Genomic DNA, 16,511 nt, shown 5'->3' on the forward strand with positions numbered 1-16,511 from the left:
ATGGCACAAAATCTGCTGTTGTAGAACAAACATATGTAATACAGACCACCTCCTGCTGACGTGGATGTTACAAAGGTAGTAAAGATGCTCAATATCAAACTCAAAACTTGGATAGATGGACAATCCTGGTTTGGTGAAACAGTGCGTGCTGTCACTAAAAAAAAGGAATTACCGTCTCTCGACTTCAACGATTTGGCTTTTAAACTGGCTACGGCTGAAAATATCAGCGAAACACTGCCTGCCGTACTTAAATCTTTGCAATGGCTGATAAACGATTTGTTTTCACCTGCACAACAGCCAGAGCTGCTTGTTTTATTCAGCAACCCATCTACCTCAGAAACGTTTATGCACCATGGCCTGGAGCAGGCTCCATCAGCAAAACTGATGCAGTCTCTGCATCATCTATTCACCGTGGGTAAAGCCCCTGATACTGACGAGATGATGAAGGTGGATGGCCTGACGATCGCCCCCAGCCGTTTATTTGATCACGACAACCTAACCGTCTGGTCATTATTTCTATTCCGTGATGCCGCGCCCAGTGCCAAACAACTAAAGTGGAAAACATCCAGTATTGAAAATACCTTATATAAAGGCTTACAAGCCTGGTATCACAATGAAAGCAAATTAAAAAAAGCGCTGGAATCCGAGCGCGCCATGTATGCCGCTGAGCTACATGACTCACTGGCACAAGTCTTGGGTTACTTACGTTTGAAAAGCCTGAAGCTGGATAAACTCTGTCAGCAGGATGAGTTCAGTTCTCTAAAACCCATTACTGAAGATTTAGCTTCCTACACACAGTGTGCTTATCACCAAACCCGTGAACTCATTACATCTTCACGTCTGACCATGCAAAGTGACAATCTGTCACAAGGTGTGATCAATTCTATTAAAGAGTTTGAACATCAATCCGCCATCGTGTTTGAGCTGGATAATCGTCTGCCGTTGAATATGTTGTCACCGCAGCAGTCGATGCAAATGCTGTATATCGTGCGTGAAAGCCTCAGTAATATCGTCCGTCACTCTCATGCCACCCATGCACGTGTGGTGTTGCTGCTCAAGACCAGTTCACTGATACATATTCATATCGAAGATAACGGTACCGGCATTGACCCCGAAGCGGCTCGCAGTGACAGCTTCGGTTTACAAATCATGAAGGAACGTGCTGATCGCATCGGTGCATCATTAGTCATTAACAATCGTCCGGAAGGCGGCACCCGGGTTGATCTCAGCCTGGATCTGGAGGCGAATGAATGAGTGACACCCCTATTACTGTGGTGGTTGTCGATGATCACCCTTTATTTCGTCGTGGCGTAGTCGAATTGCTAAATGATAGTGAGCAGATGACGGTTATTGCTGAGTATGACAATGCAGAGGCCTTACTCGACAATATCGAAAACACCTATCCGGATATCTTATTGCTTGATATGCAAATGCCCGGTAAGTCAGGTCTCGGCGTATTAAAACAGTTACGCGAACATGATAATCAATTAAAAATCATCATTATCACTGCCTGTAACGAACAGGATAAATTGCTCGAAGCCTTACGTTATGGTGCCAATGGTTATCTACAAAAAGACACCCCGCCCGATGAAATTTTGTCGCAGTTGATGTCGGTATTGCATGGCAATGTGGCGATGAACGCTGGGGCAGTCACCTCATTAGCCAGTCATCTTCGTGATAATAAGGAGGATGAAAACAGTCCATCCAATGCCATTCTGGCTCATATGACGGAGCGCGAACGAGAAACCTTGTTTTATATCGCTAAAGGGCTGAATAACAAATTGATCGCGCGTGAACTGGGCATCAGTGACGGCACCGTCAAAGTCTATGTAAAAAGTCTGCTGCGTAAGGTTAATTTACACTCACGACTGGAACTCGCCGCCTGGGCACATCGCAACCTCTCCGCTGAGTTGCTGGATAAGGAAGTGTAACCATGACACTGTTGAAGTGGCCTCGCCGTCATTCACAGGCTCAGGAAGAAGAGTCACAATTACTGCAACTGTTTAATAGTCTGAATGAAGTCGTGTTATTACTCGACAAACAGCATCAGGTGCAATTTGTTAATCAATACTGGGAAGTCATCACCGGGATTCCGGTTGAACAAACGCTGGGCCGCATGTTCTCCGATTTTCTGCATCCGGAAGAAATCCCCAGCTGGTCACAACTATTAAATAAAATCACACCTCGCCAACATGAAAACATCTGGTTTCGTTTGATCAGTGCCAGTGGCGAGCTACGTTGGTGTGAAATGCGTATTCAGTCGGTGAATAAAGATCAACCGTATCCTCTGTCTGCCACCTTATGCGATATCACGCCACAAGTACGTAATGAAGAAGTCCGCCATGCCAGTCATCGCAGCTTACAAAGTCTGGTTGATCGTTTGCCTGCCATGCTTTATCGGTCAAGAAACAATGCCAGTTGGAGTATGGAATACGTCAGTGAAGGCTGCGAGCTCATCACTGGTTACAGCGCAGAGAGCATGTTAAATCAGTCGCAAGTGTCGCTCGGTTCCATTATTCATCCGGATGATGCTACGCGTGTCTGGGATGATGTGCAGCAGGCACTGGAAACTATTTCACCGTTTGATATTCACTACCGTTTAACCAGAGCAGATGGCACTGAAGTCAGTGTTCAGGACAAAGGTCGTGGCCTGTATTCGGGAAGTGGTATGGTGCTTGGCGTTGAAGGGATTCTACTACTGACAGGAAAATCATAAGAAGCTGATTAAACTTACTTTTTTCAGGCTGATCTACCCCCATTTTTACCCTTTTGGGATACCCACTCAAGAGGATTTCTCCCGCTAAAAAAGCGAGCTATTTTGGTTATTAAGCGCTGACGATTTTCGCAGCATGATTGACTAAAAATACTGATGGAGAGAACTTTATGGCAACTCGTATTGCGATACTTGGTGCAGGACCAAGTGGTATGGCACAACTCAGAGCATTCCAATCCGCCCAGGAAAAAGGTGCTGAGATCCCTGAACTCGTTTGTTTTGAAAAACAAGCTGATTGGGGCGGCCAATGGAATTACACCTGGCGCACGGGTTTAGATGAAAATGGCGAGCCTGTTCACAGCAGTATGTACCGCTATCTGTGGTCAAACGGCCCGAAAGAATGTCTTGAATTTGCTGATTACACGTTTGACGAACACTTTGGTAAGCCCATCGCCTCTTACCCACCCCGTGAAGTGTTGTGGGACTACATCAAAGGCCGCGTTGAAAAAGCTGGCGTCAGAAAATATATCCGTTTTAATACCGCAGTTCGTCATGTTGAATTCAACGAAGACAGCCAAACTTTTACCGTCACCGTGCAGGACCATACTACTGACACGATTTATTCTGAAGAGTTTGACTATGTTGTCTGTTGTACCGGTCACTTCTCAACACCATACGTGCCTGAATTTGAAGGCTTTGAAAAATTTGGTGGCCGCATTCTGCATGCGCATGACTTCCGTGACGCATTAGAATTTAAAGACAAAACCGTATTACTGGTCGGCAGCAGTTACTCAGCTGAAGATATCGGCTCACAATGTTATAAATACGGCGCGAAAAAACTGATCAGCTGCTACCGTACCGCACCGATGGGCTATAAATGGCCTGAAAACTGGGATGAAAGACCCAACCTGGTTCGTGTTGATACTGAAAACGCTTATTTTGCCGATGGTTCATCAGAAAAAGTCGATGCAATTATTCTGTGTACCGGTTATATCCATCACTTCCCCTTCCTCAATGACGATCTGCGTCTGGTCACCAATAACCGTTTATGGCCGCTCAACCTTTATAAAGGCGTGGTGTGGGAAGATAATCCAAAATTCTTCTACATTGGCATGCAGGATCAATGGTACAGCTTCAATATGTTTGATGCGCAAGCCTGGTATGCCCGTGATGTAATTATGGGTCGACTGCCATTGCCATCAAAAGAAGAGATGAAAGCCGACAGCATGGCCTGGCGTGAAAAAGAACTGACGCTGGTTACGGCTGAAGAAATGTACACCTACCAGGGTGACTACATTCAGAATCTGATTGATATGACTGACTATCCGTCATTTGATATTCCGGCAACCAACAAAACCTTCCTGGAATGGAAACATCACAAAAAAGAAAACATCATGACCTTCCGTGACCATTCCTACCGTTCACTGATGACTGGCACGATGGCACCGAAACATCACACGCCATGGATAGATGCACTGGATGACTCACTGGAAGCTTATCTCTCAGATAAGAGCGAAATTCCTGTAGCAAAAGAAGCTTAAAACAACATATTCAAACTGGAGAATATCATGACAAGCGTCACCAAGATTATTGATAAAACCGTCGAACCGATTGAATCGGATTTGGATGGCTGGGTAAAACAGGTGGGTAACCCCACTATGAAAACCTGGATTGAGTATAAAAGTGAAGATGGCAGCATTTTATCAGGACGCTGGGAAGCGACTGAAGGCACCTATCATGCCACCTATGCTGGCTGGGAATTTGTGCACATTATGGCGGGTAAAGCCATTGTGACCGCTGAAGGCGGTGAGCCTCTCAGCCTGAGTGCAGGCGAATCAATGATCTTCGAAAAAACCTTTGTCGGTACTTGGGAAATTATTGAACCGATTACCAAACATTTTGTGCTGAAACTCTAGTTGAAGGCATTTAAACGATCTGTTCCTTGGAGTGAATGTCTTTGGCGTTCACTCCTTTTTTTATGCAGGAGCTTACCTTGATTCATACGATTTTTATTGCTGAGAACAGTCTTGGAGAGCAGGTTCAGGTCAAGAAAATTGATCTGATCACAGCTAAAGGTATCGTCGGTGACCGTAACTTTGATCGTGCTCAATGGCCAGGTCAGAACATTACTTTTATTGAAATAGAAGAAATCGAAGCCTTTAACAATAACTACCAGCAACGTATTCAACTCGCTGATACCCGGCGGAATGTTATCACCCAGGGTATTCGCCTCAATGATCTGGTTGGTAAGGAGTTCTTGATAGGTGATGTACGTTTCAAAGGTGTCGAGCTATGTGAGCCTTGTGCGACACTCGGTAAATTACTAAGTAATGAGACTTTAGCCAAAAAAGAGGTCGTGAAAGCCTTTGTGCATAAAAGTGGCTTACGTGCCGATGTGCTTTCAGATGGTGATATCCACGCCGGCATGACGTTTGACGTTATATAAACGGTGTAGCGACCTAAGCCGTCGCTACACCCCTGATTTAATCATTCATCTGATGCAGTAACGCAAAAATCGCTTCACGGCTTTGTTGCAGATAAGGCGTGTCATCAAATAACTCGGCTTCACTCTGTACATATTCCCCATCAGGTAATGACTTTTCAACAGCATAAAACGCATCAACCGTCCCATGCTCAGCTTCTAAGTGAAACTGTAATGCCCAGACGTATTTGCCCAAATGAAAGCCCTGATAGGGGGTAATCAAACTACTGGCAAAAGGAATCGCATTGACTGGCAATTCAAAACACTCACCATGCCAGCTTAATGGCTCAAACGAATCCGGCATCCAGGTAGCGGTATCATCCGTCTTAGTCACCGTATGCCAGCCAATTTCCTGCTGCTCATTCTGGTAAACCTTAGCCCCCATTGCACAGGCAATCAGTTGTCCACCCAAGCAAATGCCCAGTACTTTTTTACCGGCTTCAATCGCGTCTTTAATCAGCTTTTTCTCAGCAGGTAACCACGGATAAGTGTCTTCATCATTCACACTCATCGGGCCCCCCATAATCAATAACCAGTCAAAGGTATCAATCGTCGGTAATGCTTCATTAAAATCAAGACGATAGGTCTGTAACTCAAATTCTTTATCCGCAAACCAACCCTGCATTGAGCCAATCCATTCACCCTCTGCATGCTGCAAAATGGCTACTTTCTGCACTGTAAATACTCCGTAAACTTTTTCTTTCAGAGACGCTGATTCAGTTAATACCTGTCAGCCATCCCATGGATTAATGATCGTATCGATCACGCTAAATAACTGTTATGGCTAGAATAGTTCAAGACAGAACCGAAAGAAACAGTGCATTATGATCTTTGCCGAAATCCGATATGTTTAGCTGATATATTCCCTATCGTTAACGGTTGAGCACCTGTTGCAACATAATATCTTCCATCAGCCCAATTTCATCTTCGCTGATCAGTAATGATGGCATAAATCGTATAACATCCGCCTGCGTCGCATTAATCAATAAACCCGCCTGAAACGCTCGTTTCATCAGCTCTTTGGCTACCGGACGATGAAAACAAATCGCTTGTAATAAGCCCTGACCTCTGACTGACTTGATAAGCCCATACCTGTCATGCTGCTGAAGTGTTTTTAAACTACGACTGAGCTGCTGACTTTTTTCATTCACCGCGTCCATAAAACCGGGACGTATTAACTCAGTTAATACCGCCAGCCCAGCAGCTGTGGCTAAGGGGTTACCATTAAAGGTACCGCCCTGATCACCAAAGTCAAAACAGGCCACCTGATCGGTGACTAAAAGTGCAGAGAGGGGAAAGCCCCCGCCCAGACCTTTACCCAGGGTCATCATATCGGGTTGTATATCTGCATGTTGATGGGCGAATAACTGTCCTGTCCGCCCCATGCCTGTTTGCACCTCATCGACGATCAGTAACAAGTCCTGCTTTTTGGTCACTTCCCGTAGCTGTCTGAGAAAAAGCGGATCAGCAGCGATGACCCCGGCTTCACCCTGCACCGGTTCCAACATCACCGCCACCGTGTTCTTATTAATGGCTGCTAAAACGGCATTGATATCGTTCAATGGCACATGCTTAAAACCCGCTAATTTTGGAGTAAATAACTCGGCCCACTCGGGCTTGCCTGAGGCAGACATGGTCGCCAGAGTTCGACCATGAAACGCACGCTCAAAACAAATAATTTCATAAGCGCCGTTTTTGTATTTGCTCCCCCATTTTCTTGCCAGTTTGATTGCCCCTTCATTTGCTTCCGCACCACTATTGGCAAAAAAGACCTGATCAAAGCCGCTGTGTTTGACTAATAACTGACTCAAGGCAATCATCGGTTCGTTATAAAACGCCGGACTGGGATTTATGAGTTTGCCAGCTTGCTCTGAGATTGCCTCAACAATCGCCGGATGGCTGTGCCCTAAACAATTCACTGCCCAGCCCTGAAGGAAATCCAAATAACGCTTCCCCTGATTATCGGTCAACCAGGAACCCTCTCCGGCCACCATCACAATATCTGGCCGTTCGGCAATGTTCATGACTGCGTCCACGTTCCACTGTGTCATGTGTTATTCCCTCTCTACCGCCGTCATTTCGTATTCTACGGCCAGGGTTTTCAAGCCACTGTGGCTGGTTTCGAGAATGCGGCGAGACTCATAAGCCTGATATATTTCAATAGAAAACCCTTCCGTTTTCGGATAGCGAACCACCAGATCCGCCAGCACATCTTCTGCCCATGTGCTGTCAATATTCATCTGACACCAAAGTTTGTGCTGTTTTTGAATGTTGATATGGTAACGCGACTTCATGATTGTTTATCCGGTGTTGTTAAACGATGCTGCCATGATTCAACCTGCCCGGAATCAATACGCTTTTGAGCCATATCACGCCATGTTTGCGCCAGATAAGGAATATCTACCATGGCTTTTAACGCCGTCAGGTTCAAAGTATCTTCAAACAAATAGCTTAATAATCTGGCAATAGACCAATCGGGGTAAGGCCGTTGCAGTAGCACCAATGAATCGCCGGCCTGAAGGTAACCAGGGGTAATAACACGATAATACCAACCGATCGTTTTCAGGCTTTGTACCTGTTTTGCCATCTCTGGATAGTCATAACGTGCATTGAGTTTCCAACATGGCTGCCGGCCTTGTGACACCTGAATAATGGCTTCACCCAACTGGAAAATATCACCAATACAGACATCCGATTCGATTAAGCCTGTGGTACTGATATTCTCACCAAATCGACCGACACTAAACGCGCCATCGGTATACTTTTTCAGGTGCTTTTGCAGTGTGGAATAATGCTCCGCGGGAAAATGATGCAGCGCTTTCTCCACGCCGCCGTGATGACGCCTGTCAGCTTGTTCATCTCCCAACAAACCTTCCGTTCCCAAATACACACGGTCCTGAATAATGTGTTTGTTCATCGCACTCGGCTCACCATTAAGGCCTAATGGTGCTGATTTGCCTATCAGGACGGCATCCACCGTGACTATCGGTAATAACAATTTCATAATCCAATGCTCTCGAGCCAGTCTGTAAAAAATAAGTGGGCTTGTTGTTCCAGTTGCGGTCCGTAATGTGTGCTCGCCTCCCGTAATGCCATAACAGAGATGCCTGACTTGGAAAGCTCACAGATATGACCCACAAACCAATGCTCTAATGAAGCAGTGAAAACTTCAGGGTGACATTGCACTGCCATCACCTTTTCGCCCCATGAAAATATCTGGTTTTCATACCTGTCAGATGAAGCAAGTAAGGTCGCCCCAGCAGGTAAATCAAAGGTTTCGCCATGCCAATGAAACATCGTGGTCATCGCCGACGAAAGATGCTTAACGGGAGAGTGCTGAGCGAATGAGCTAAGACGTAAGGGATACCAGCCAATTTCAGCTTGCTTGCCAGGGTATATGTTTGCTCCCAGGGCTTTTGCGATCAGCTGTGCGCCTAAACATAGGCCGAGTGTGGGCAGACCCAGCTCAAGACGCTGTTGTACCAACGCCAGCTCTGAGGCAATAAATGGAAACAAGGCTCCATCATTAACGCTGATCGGCCCACCCAATATCAGCAGTAAATCAATCTGTGTATTGTCGAGCTGACTTAAATCGTCTATTGCAACATCAACGTAACGCAATGTTATGTCTCGATCCATAAGCACACTGGCGAGTATCCCAGCATCCTCAAAAGCAAGATGTCTGAGTGCAATCGCAGTTTTCATCTCTGCTCCTAGTCAATAAGTTCATGTTCAATAGCTAACTTCACTAAGTCTGCTGTGCTGTTCAATTCCAACTTCCGTTTCAACTGAGTCTGGTAAGTCGCCACTGTTTTTTTACTGATACTTAATATGTCGGCGATATCACCGACTCCCTTGCCATTGGCCAACAGACATAACACTTCAAATTCACGGGTACTGAGCTTATCTATCGGGCTGTCACCCATGACATTGCTCATCGCCATTTTCTGAGCCACCTCATGACTCAAATAGCTGCGTCCTTGTGCCACCTGTTTAATCGCATGAAATAAATCATCAATCGCCGTCGACTTCAGTACAAAAGATAATGCACCAGCCATTAAAGCCTGCTTGGCATACATCACGGCTGAATGCATGGAATAAATGATGATGCGAGCATCAGTATCACGTGCTTTAATTCGTCTCGCAGTCTCGATGCCGCCTATACCTGGCATGGATAAATCCAATACCACCACATCGGCTTTTTGCTGACAGTAATGCTCATACGCCAACTCACCACTACTTACACAGGCAGACACCTGCCAGTTCATGTCTTTAAGCATCGCTTCCAGTCCGCTTCTGATGGCGGGATGATCATCAGCTATCAAGATGTTCATCTGTGTCAGCTCACTAATGGAAAAAGTGCATTGATATGTGTCCCGGCATGCTGGTTTATTTCAAATTGACCGCCCAGCGCCTGCACCCGATCACGCATACCCGTCAGCCCTAATCCAATACGTTGCCCCGAGGCTGATGACATACCCCGACCATTATCAGAAAGTGCGAACTGAATAAGGTCAGGGGCATAACACACCGTAATGGTGACAGCTGTAGCCTGAGCATGACGAGCCACATTGGTGAGTCCTTCCTGTAGCAGTCGATAAATGCTGTGGGCGTGGTCACGAGGCATGGCATCCACATCGCCTTCGAGCCTGAATGACACCTCTAGCTGACTTGATGCTTGCCACTGTGCCACCAATTCAGTCACTTGTTGTCTGAAGTCGACATCCTCCGGAACGGGTGATTTTATATTTTGTAATAATCCCCTCACCTGCTGATGCGTTTTATCCAGCGTGCAAAGTATCTGCTGAGCGTATTCCTGTGCTGCACCCAGTTGAGATGATCGTAAGATCCGTTCAGAAAATAATTTGATTAAAATTAACTCTTGCCCAAGCTCATCATGCAGCTCTCTCGCCAGAGACTGGTGAAATGAACTCAACTCGTCATTAACAGCCGCCATTGGCTGTTGTTCTAGTCTCGCATTCATCATTTTTACCCTTTTTACACCAAAACTGTCTGAGTGATTTCAGAATAATTCCCTGATGTGTGAGCAATTCTCTCAGAACAAAAGTTGCATGTATAAGTTTAAATATTTATGTTATTGATAATTTTTATGAATCAATTGATACGATATGGAACTCAGACATTTACGCTACTTTAAGGTCGTTGCTGAACTACAGCACTTTCATCAGGCTGCTGAAAAACTGCATATCACCCAACCGGCTTTATCCAATCAAATGAAACAACTGGAAGAGGAACTCAATACCGCCTTATTTCACCGTGTTGGCCGCCATGTCAAACTCTCGGAATCTGGTGCAAAAGTACTGGAAGTTGCCAATAAAATTCTGAATGAAGTCGACTTACTGAAAGAAGCAGTGAGTGATATTGAGTCGGGTCAGACGGGCAGTTTACGTATAGGCGTATTACAATCGATTAATGCTTTGTATTGTCGGGAAATTGTCTTAGAGTTTGACCGGCTGCATCCGGGTATCGCTCTGCACATAGAAGAGCTATCTAATCGGCAAATTGAGCAGCGTTTATTGACTGGCGATATTGATGTTGGCATCGGTTTTATTCTTGATAAAAAATACCATCATGATCTGCTTTTTGAATCTTTATTTTCTGAAGCATGGAAATTGATCATCAATCATGAGTCGGCCAAATATGCTTCAGCCATCATGCAAGGCCAGCCACATCCGCTGAAAGCCGTGTTGTTACCAGAAGGATTTGAAACCCGAAGCGTGGTTGATCAGTTTTTCGAAGATCACCAGATATTTACCAGCAAAATAACAGAAGTAAATACCATTTCCTTTATCCTGGATCTGGTTGAAAACGGCATGGCATTCAGCATTTTACCGGAGGCTTTTTCGCGGCTAAATACCTCTGCTAAACGTCGTGAATACGACTTAAGCCCCGCCCCCAAAGAACGACAAATTGGTCTGTTTACCGTCAAAGATCGACTGCGTAAAAAAAGTGTCGAACATTTCTGCACTTTAATCAGAAATCAATTGAAACAATAAAAAAACCCGGCATGAAAACCATGCCGGGTCGAGGTCATTTACTATGAGAATATAACCGCTTATAAGCTAAACACACTCAACACACCCCCCAGGTTTGTCCAGTTGGATAAAGCTCTATAAGCACCAACGGCACCTAAACCATCGGCATCATTTTCAAGTGATGGAATAGCCATACCAATACCAGCCCAACCACCAACACCAGACAAAATAGAAATATATTGCTTACCATCATGTTTGTAGGTGTTCACATTACCAATAATGCCCGAGGCGGTTTTAAAGCGCCAAAGCTCGCGACCTGATTGAGCATCTACTGCTTTTAAATAGCCTTCAAGCGTGCCATAAAAAACAACATCCGTAGCCGTCGCTAAAGCACCAGACCAGACTGAAAAACGCTCAGGATTAGACCAAACGATTTTACCTTCTCGGGCATCCCAGGCAATAAAGTTACCCATATTGGTGCCACCCGGTGCCGGATACATACTTAGCGTTGCCCCGACATAAGGCTGACCAGCAACGTATTCCACCTCAAATGGCTCATAATCCATACAAATATGGTTTGTCGGCACGTAGAAAAGTCCCGTCCGTGGTGAGTAGGCAGCAGGTTGCATATCTTTTGAACCCTGCGCTGCAGGACAAATACCGCTGGTGGTGACATCCGGCCCATTCTTCGCCGTTGAGTATTTTGCCACCCGATCATGCAAGCCTGTTTTTAAATTGACCCCGTTTGACCAGTTCACTGTCGGGTCATATTTTTCTGCCACTAACAATTCACCATTTGCCCGGTCCATCGTGTAGGCAAACCCATTACGGTCAAAATGCACCAGCGTTTTTCTTTGTTTGCCTTTGACTTTTTGATCCACCAAAATATTTTCATTGATACCGTCATAGTCCCATTCGTCAAACGGTGTCATCTGATAGACCCATTTTGCCATGCCCGTATCAAGATCACGGCCGAAAATTGACATGGTCCATTTGTTATCACCTGGACGTTGAACTGGGTTCCAGGTAGATGGATTCGCCGTCGCGTAGTAGAAGGTATCCAGGTCTGGATCGTAAGAATACCAACCCCAAGTCGTTCCACCACCAATTTTCCACTGATCACCCTGCCAGCTATTTAACGATGAATTTTTTCCTACTGGTTTTAACATTGACGTGGTTTTATCAGGATCAATCAGCATATCTTCATCCGGTCCAGTGCTATAAGCCTTGTATTTCACATTGCCATCCAGGTCATAGGCCTGGACATAACCACGTACCCCAAATTCACCACCGGAAATACCGACAATCACTTTATCTTTAAAAACATGCGCCGCTGCAGTACTGGTGGCACCTTTTCTTGGGTCATCACGCTTATCTGACCACACCACTTTTCCGTCTTCAGCATTCAAAGCGACTAACGTGGTATCAGCCTGATTAAGAAAAATTTTGCCATCAGCATAAGACAAGCCACGATTGACTGTGTCGCAACACATGACGGGTACAGTTTCATCGTAATTTTGCTTGGGCTCATATTTCCATTTAATGGCGCCATCATTATTTAAGTCCAGCGCATAAACAATGTTTGGAAATGGCGTATGTAGGTACATCGTGCCATCAATAACTAAGGCATTACCTTCGTGTCCACGTAAAACACCGGTCGAGAATGACCAGGCCATGCCTAAATCTTTCACATTATCTTTATTAATCTGTGTCAGCTCAGAGTAACGTTGATTATTGTAATGACCCGCAGGCATGACCCAGTTATTAGGGTTTTCCTGCATTTGTTGAAGTTCGTCAGCAGCCACCAATGCTGGCGTGGCTGATAGCAAAGCAATAGAAAGTATTTTCAGCTTCATTTCTTTGTCCTTTTATCGTTGTTTTTGGCATGTTCGACATGCCATACAACTGTATAAAAGACCGTGAGACGGGTCATTTGGACAAAGGCTTGTTTAAGACTCAGAGAAACGCTGATCTGTTCTTATCTACTTTTCATTATCAAAAATGTGAATCATGAGTACATCAACTCAATATACCTAGTTAGTGGCTGAGCGTTAACACATCGATAATTACTGGCACCACAGAAATAGCCAATAACATTCCCATGCTCAGATTAATCAGTCGCATCGCTTTATTCGAATGAATAAAAGAACGTGAAGCATGACCAAGATATAACCATAACGAAAGACAAATCGCTGTGACCACTAAAAACATAACGGCCATCAATACAATATTTCCCCAACCTGAATCCAGCGAGGAGTAGGTCGTCACGGCACCAATGGCAATAATCCAGGCTTTGGGGTTTAACCATTGGAAAATCATTCCCCCCAACACAGACATCGGTTTTTGTTGAATACCGGTGTTGGAAGACGGTTTTTGGGTGGCGATCAACCAGGCCAGATAGAGTAAATAGACAATGCCAACAACTTTTAAAATCAGATGCAACACCGGGTATTGCTTAAACAGCGTGTTCAAGCCCATACCGATGGCCAGCAACATCAATGGAAAGCCAAAACACACCCCCAAATAAAACGGCAGGGTACGTTTAACCCCGTAGTGCAGCACCGAGTTTAGAATCATGATGTTATTCGGACCCGGCGTAATGGTGGAAGCAATTGCAAATAATAAAAACGCCGTTACATTCATACACTGATCTCAGGCATAAATAATAAATCTGTCACCCCGACATAGACACCTGCCTGGTTCAGTGCTGTGGTAATTTGTCCCCGATGATGGGTTTGATGGTTAAAAAAATGAATAATCGCCTGAGTGAAATCGACATTCTTTTCGGCAGCAGCTGCCAGACTCGTATAGACCAAGCGTTCTGGCAAAACTGTCTCCTCGAGTGAAGCTGCCCAATCAAGTATCTCCAGATCTAATTCATCACGCGCTTTTTTTAGCTCCGTGAACTCACTGTAAAGTTCCTGATCCAATGCCTTCAGATCAGCTGAAGGAATCTGACCTTTAAATCGGTCTAGCCACATCCGATCGCACAACAATAGATGGTTTAAGGTGCCATGAATGGATTTGAAAAACAGTCCACAGTCGGCCTTGCGATCCTGATCACTTAATTGACTGGCTGCCAGATAAACAGACTGGTTCATCCATTGGTTATAACGTGCCATTAACTCCGCATAAGTCGCGATATCCAACTTCATCACAAGCTCCTTCATTGAGAGCAAAGAAGAAAATTCTAAATCATTCCATCTTATTTTTTTCAATCAAAATCAGTGGCTAAGGCAAGTTTATGATGTCTTTTTTTGAAGGTTTTAGTAATAAAAGTGAAAATCATCCACCGGCAACTCATTGATTATGCAAGTACTTAACGATAGAACAAAAACGCGATTAAGACTGCATAGCAATAGCATAGTCAGAGTTTGTCTTATAGAAAAATGAGCCAAACACTCAGACTTTTGAAAGCCGATCCTATTTGATCCATAGCAGTTGTCAGCGAAGTAGCTACCTTACTGCGCCACCAACGTATCAGCCCGATAAAATGCACCTGCATTTTCACCCAAGACTTTCACTAGTTTGGGCAGTAATGCCGTCATGGTCTCCATCAATTGCCAGGGTGGATTGATGACATAGATGCCCGATGACGTCATACCACGTGTGGAAGCATCCGCATCCAACCCTAGTTCATAGCGTTGTATATGAGTAATGCCACTATTAATCAACTGTTTATCCAGTCGATTAATACGTGCCCTGTCGACCACCGGATACCAGATTGCATACGTACCCGTAGCAAACTTTTTATGGGCTTTCTCGACAGTATGAAACACCTCGTCGTAATCCGATTTGATCTCATAAGACGGGTCAATCAACACCAGTGCCCGACGTGACTCCGGCGGTAATAAACTCAGCAAACCTTTCAAGCCATCTTCTCGCCGTACACGAGCCTGCTTATATTGGCGCAGATTATTGGTCAGGAATACACTGTCTTCCGAATGCAACTCAAAACACCATGCCTGATCCTGAGCACGTAAATATTGCATCGCCAACATGGGTGAGCCAGGGTAAAACGTCAGGTCATTGCCATCATTCACCGTCTTCACTGCCGTCTGATACGCCGCCAACTCTGGCCAGTCCAGATGAAACACCTTCGTAATACCTTTCTGATATTCCTGATTTTTTCCAGCGTGGCCTGAGCGTAAATGATACAAGCCCGCCCCGGAATGGGTATCAATATAACTAAAGGCTTTTTCTTTTTTCACCATATGCTGAAGCAGTTCGATCAGCACAATATGTTTCAGCACATCAGCAAAATTACCCGCATGGAATGAATGACGATAACTTAACAAAGCAGAATCCTACGCAGGTTAATGAAGTTGTTCTGCAAATTATGCCTGTTGGTGGGGGAGTGCGTTGGAAAATGTTATGAGAGATTAGAAGCACATAAAAAATAGCTACCAACTCATCTTCGTCTGAGAAGAGATTTAGACAGTTTCAATAATAAAAGCCTTTAAATTTACTAATCATGACAATTACTTCAAAACCACTCTCTCCTCTCAATACTGTACTAAAGTACAATTTTTATTTTCTTTCCAACAACATAAACTACAATTGCTTCATTATTTTAATAGAGCCAAACTTGGTGTGAGCCAAGGACGGAAAGCTACAGGTCTTCCCCATGGAAAGATGGCTGGGTTGCATGACTTTATGGAAATAGCAATGAAAAAAGTACTAGCTGGTCTAGCAATTATTTTGGGGGTATCCGCACAAGCACACGCTGCAGGTGTCAATTTAGTATCAAACGGCTCATTCGAAAATCCTGATATTCAATCTGGCTCATGGACCATTCTTTATGATGGTGATTTAACCAACTGGGAAGCTGGTGAAGACGGTGTTGAAGTGCGTGATAACAAAGCAGGCACAGCCTATGATGGTGATCAGTTTGTTGAGCTGGATACGACTCACAACAGCAGCATCACACAAACTTTAGCAACAACGGCTGGCTCATCTTATGAGTTATCATTTGCTTATTCTGGTCGCATCAGCCAATCAGCTGATACAAATGCTATTTCTATATTCTGGAATGGTGTGATGGTTGACACCGTTACTGCTATCGGTGGCGCTCAACATGACTGGGTTGTTTACACGTTCTTAGTCGATGCTGTGGGTAATGATATTTTGACTTTCGCAGCCAATGGTCTTGATGACTCATTTGGTGGTAGCTTAGATGCTGTATCAGTGAGTGCTGTTCCAGTTCCAGCGGCAGCCTTCTTATTTGCTCCAGCATTACTTGGTTTTATGGGGTTACGCCGTAAAACTGCAAAAATAGCGTAATAAAGATTAGTTAACTTTCTAGTCTAGAAAAAACAAG

At 44.7% G+C, this 16,511-nt stretch carries 19 protein-coding genes and 1 riboswitch; of the genes, 8 read left to right on the forward strand and 11 right to left on the reverse strand.

The genetic code is table 11. The features are described from left to right. The first annotated feature begins 84 nt into the window (after positions 1-84). From QQL60_RS11815 to QQL60_RS11840, 6 genes are all read left to right on the forward strand, one after another. Entirely contained in the window at positions 85-1,254 is a 1,170-nt protein-coding gene (locus tag QQL60_RS11815) for a sensor histidine kinase (protein WP_284723416.1), read from the forward strand. Continuing rightward, positions 1,251-1,931, forward strand: coding sequence for a response regulator (locus tag QQL60_RS11820; RefSeq protein ID WP_273180935.1), 681 nt, complete (start codon positions 1,251-1,253; stop codon positions 1,929-1,931). The genes QQL60_RS11815 and QQL60_RS11820 overlap by 4 nt, the downstream gene beginning before the upstream one ends. 2 nt (positions 1,932-1,933) lie before the next feature. Next, positions 1,934-2,716: a PAS domain-containing protein gene (locus QQL60_RS11825; protein ID WP_273180932.1), complete on the forward strand. Its 783-nt coding sequence runs from the start codon at positions 1,934-1,936 to the stop codon at positions 2,714-2,716. 167 nt (positions 2,717-2,883) lie between these two features. Then, complete coding sequence (locus tag QQL60_RS11830; RefSeq protein WP_007144064.1) at positions 2,884-4,254, forward strand: trimethylamine monooxygenase; 1,371 nt, start codon at positions 2,884-2,886, stop codon at positions 4,252-4,254. Between the two features lie 27 nt (positions 4,255-4,281). After that, positions 4,282-4,629, forward strand: coding sequence for a cupin domain-containing protein (locus QQL60_RS11835; RefSeq protein WP_284723417.1), 348 nt, complete (start codon positions 4,282-4,284; stop codon positions 4,627-4,629). 77 nt (positions 4,630-4,706) lie between these two features. Beyond that, a complete protein-coding gene (locus QQL60_RS11840) occupies positions 4,707-5,159 on the forward strand; it encodes an MOSC domain-containing protein (RefSeq protein ID WP_139031816.1) in 453 nt (150 codons plus the stop codon). Between the two features lie 37 nt (positions 5,160-5,196). Here QQL60_RS11840 and QQL60_RS11845 read toward each other — a convergent pair whose 3' ends face one another. The 7 genes from QQL60_RS11845 to QQL60_RS11875 all read right to left on the reverse strand — a co-directional run bounded on the left by QQL60_RS11845 (position 5,197) and on the right by QQL60_RS11875 (position 10,182). Then, a complete protein-coding gene (locus QQL60_RS11845; RefSeq protein WP_007144067.1) occupies positions 5,197-5,871 on the reverse strand; it encodes a type 1 glutamine amidotransferase in 675 nt (224 codons plus the stop codon). A gap of 196 nt (positions 5,872-6,067) precedes the next feature. Beyond that, the gene (locus QQL60_RS11850) at positions 6,068-7,246 is read right to left on the reverse strand and encodes an acetylornithine transaminase (protein WP_007144068.1); all 1,179 of its coding nucleotides are present in this window, start codon (positions 7,244-7,246) and stop codon (positions 6,068-6,070) included. A 3-nt stretch (positions 7,247-7,249) separates the two neighbouring features. Continuing rightward, the gene (locus QQL60_RS11855; RefSeq protein ID WP_040576107.1) at positions 7,250-7,489 is read right to left on the reverse strand and encodes a hypothetical protein; all 240 of its coding nucleotides are present in this window, start codon (positions 7,487-7,489) and stop codon (positions 7,250-7,252) included. Next, on the reverse strand, positions 7,486-8,199 hold the full coding sequence (locus tag QQL60_RS11860) for an MOSC domain-containing protein (protein ID WP_284723418.1): 714 nt from the start codon (positions 8,197-8,199) through the stop codon (positions 7,486-7,488). The genes QQL60_RS11855 and QQL60_RS11860 overlap by 4 nt, the downstream gene beginning before the upstream one ends. Continuing rightward, entirely contained in the window at positions 8,196-8,900 is a 705-nt protein-coding gene (locus QQL60_RS11865; RefSeq protein ID WP_284723419.1) for a glutamine amidotransferase, read from the reverse strand. Before QQL60_RS11865 ends, QQL60_RS11860 begins: the two co-directional genes overlap by 4 nt. Positions 8,901-8,908: 8 nt before the next feature. Continuing rightward, the gene (locus QQL60_RS11870) at positions 8,909-9,529 is read right to left on the reverse strand and encodes a response regulator (RefSeq protein WP_284723420.1); all 621 of its coding nucleotides are present in this window, start codon (positions 9,527-9,529) and stop codon (positions 8,909-8,911) included. A gap of 5 nt (positions 9,530-9,534) precedes the next feature. After that, complete coding sequence (locus tag QQL60_RS11875) at positions 9,535-10,182, reverse strand: sensor histidine kinase (protein WP_284723421.1); 648 nt, start codon at positions 10,180-10,182, stop codon at positions 9,535-9,537. A gap of 142 nt (positions 10,183-10,324) precedes the next feature. Between QQL60_RS11875 and QQL60_RS11880 the strand changes: the two genes are divergently transcribed. Continuing rightward, positions 10,325-11,212, forward strand: a complete 888-nt coding sequence (locus tag QQL60_RS11880) for a LysR family transcriptional regulator (RefSeq protein ID WP_284723422.1) — start codon at positions 10,325-10,327, stop codon at positions 11,210-11,212. Between the two features lie 59 nt (positions 11,213-11,271). On the opposite strand, the gene QQL60_RS11885 is transcribed toward QQL60_RS11880, so the two are convergent. The 4 genes from QQL60_RS11885 to QQL60_RS11900 all read right to left on the reverse strand — a co-directional run bounded on the left by QQL60_RS11885 (position 11,272) and on the right by QQL60_RS11900 (position 15,489). Beyond that, a complete protein-coding gene (locus tag QQL60_RS11885) occupies positions 11,272-13,047 on the reverse strand; it encodes a methanol/ethanol family PQQ-dependent dehydrogenase (RefSeq protein WP_284723423.1) in 1,776 nt (591 codons plus the stop codon). A gap of 181 nt (positions 13,048-13,228) precedes the next feature. Further along, complete coding sequence (locus QQL60_RS11890) at positions 13,229-13,834, reverse strand: LysE family translocator (RefSeq protein WP_273180900.1); 606 nt, start codon at positions 13,832-13,834, stop codon at positions 13,229-13,231. Next, a complete protein-coding gene (locus QQL60_RS11895; RefSeq protein ID WP_284723424.1) occupies positions 13,831-14,346 on the reverse strand; it encodes a DinB family protein in 516 nt (171 codons plus the stop codon). Before QQL60_RS11895 ends, QQL60_RS11890 begins: the two co-directional genes overlap by 4 nt. A gap of 306 nt (positions 14,347-14,652) precedes the next feature. Further along, the gene (locus tag QQL60_RS11900) at positions 14,653-15,489 is read right to left on the reverse strand and encodes a 23S rRNA (adenine(2030)-N(6))-methyltransferase RlmJ (protein WP_284723425.1); all 837 of its coding nucleotides are present in this window, start codon (positions 15,487-15,489) and stop codon (positions 14,653-14,655) included. Between the two features lie 273 nt (positions 15,490-15,762). Then, a riboswitch (cyclic di-GMP riboswitch) is annotated at positions 15,763-15,843 on the forward strand. 16 nt (positions 15,844-15,859) lie between these two features. Between QQL60_RS11900 and QQL60_RS11905 the strand changes: the two genes are divergently transcribed. Next, complete coding sequence (locus QQL60_RS11905) at positions 15,860-16,474, forward strand: DUF642 domain-containing protein (protein ID WP_284723426.1); 615 nt, start codon at positions 15,860-15,862, stop codon at positions 16,472-16,474. Positions 16,475-16,511: the final 37 nt, after the last annotated feature.

It is taken from the genome of Methylophaga thalassica (assembly GCF_030159795.1).
In the GTDB taxonomy this organism is placed as follows: domain Bacteria; phylum Pseudomonadota; class Gammaproteobacteria; order Nitrosococcales; family Methylophagaceae; genus Methylophaga; species Methylophaga thalassica.

Excerpts from the sequence above, each read along its gene's own strand:
- QQL60_RS11895 (WP_284723424.1), bottom strand. The coding sequence starts at position 14,346 with ATGAAGTTGGATATCGCGACTTATGCGGAGTTAATGGCACGTTATAAC.
- QQL60_RS11890 (WP_273180900.1), bottom strand. The coding sequence starts at position 13,834 with ATGAATGTAACGGCGTTTTTATTATTTGCAATTGCTTCCACCATTACG.
- QQL60_RS11870 (WP_284723420.1), bottom strand. The coding sequence starts at position 9,529 with ATGAACATCTTGATAGCTGATGATCATCCCGCCATCAGAAGCGGACTG.
- QQL60_RS11830 (WP_007144064.1), top strand. The coding sequence starts at position 2,884 with ATGGCAACTCGTATTGCGATACTTGGTGCAGGACCAAGTGGTATGGCA.
- QQL60_RS11850 (WP_007144068.1), bottom strand. The coding sequence starts at position 7,246 with ATGACACAGTGGAACGTGGACGCAGTCATGAACATTGCCGAACGGCCA.
- QQL60_RS11875 (WP_284723421.1), bottom strand. The coding sequence starts at position 10,182 with ATGATGAATGCGAGACTAGAACAACAGCCAATGGCGGCTGTTAATGAC.
- QQL60_RS11835 (WP_284723417.1), top strand. The coding sequence starts at position 4,282 with ATGACAAGCGTCACCAAGATTATTGATAAAACCGTCGAACCGATTGAA.
- QQL60_RS11820 (WP_273180935.1), top strand. The coding sequence starts at position 1,251 with ATGAGTGACACCCCTATTACTGTGGTGGTTGTCGATGATCACCCTTTA.
- QQL60_RS11885 (WP_284723423.1), bottom strand. The coding sequence starts at position 13,047 with ATGAAGCTGAAAATACTTTCTATTGCTTTGCTATCAGCCACGCCAGCA.
- QQL60_RS11865 (WP_284723419.1), bottom strand. The coding sequence starts at position 8,900 with ATGAAAACTGCGATTGCACTCAGACATCTTGCTTTTGAGGATGCTGGG.
- QQL60_RS11825 (WP_273180932.1), top strand. The coding sequence starts at position 1,934 with ATGACACTGTTGAAGTGGCCTCGCCGTCATTCACAGGCTCAGGAAGAA.
- QQL60_RS11905 (WP_284723426.1), top strand. The coding sequence starts at position 15,860 with ATGAAAAAAGTACTAGCTGGTCTAGCAATTATTTTGGGGGTATCCGCA.
- QQL60_RS11815 (WP_284723416.1), top strand. The coding sequence starts at position 85 with ATGCTCAATATCAAACTCAAAACTTGGATAGATGGACAATCCTGGTTT.
- QQL60_RS11880 (WP_284723422.1), top strand. The coding sequence starts at position 10,325 with ATGGAACTCAGACATTTACGCTACTTTAAGGTCGTTGCTGAACTACAG.
- QQL60_RS11855 (WP_040576107.1), bottom strand. The coding sequence starts at position 7,489 with ATGAAGTCGCGTTACCATATCAACATTCAAAAACAGCACAAACTTTGG.
- QQL60_RS11860 (WP_284723418.1), bottom strand. The coding sequence starts at position 8,199 with ATGAAATTGTTATTACCGATAGTCACGGTGGATGCCGTCCTGATAGGC.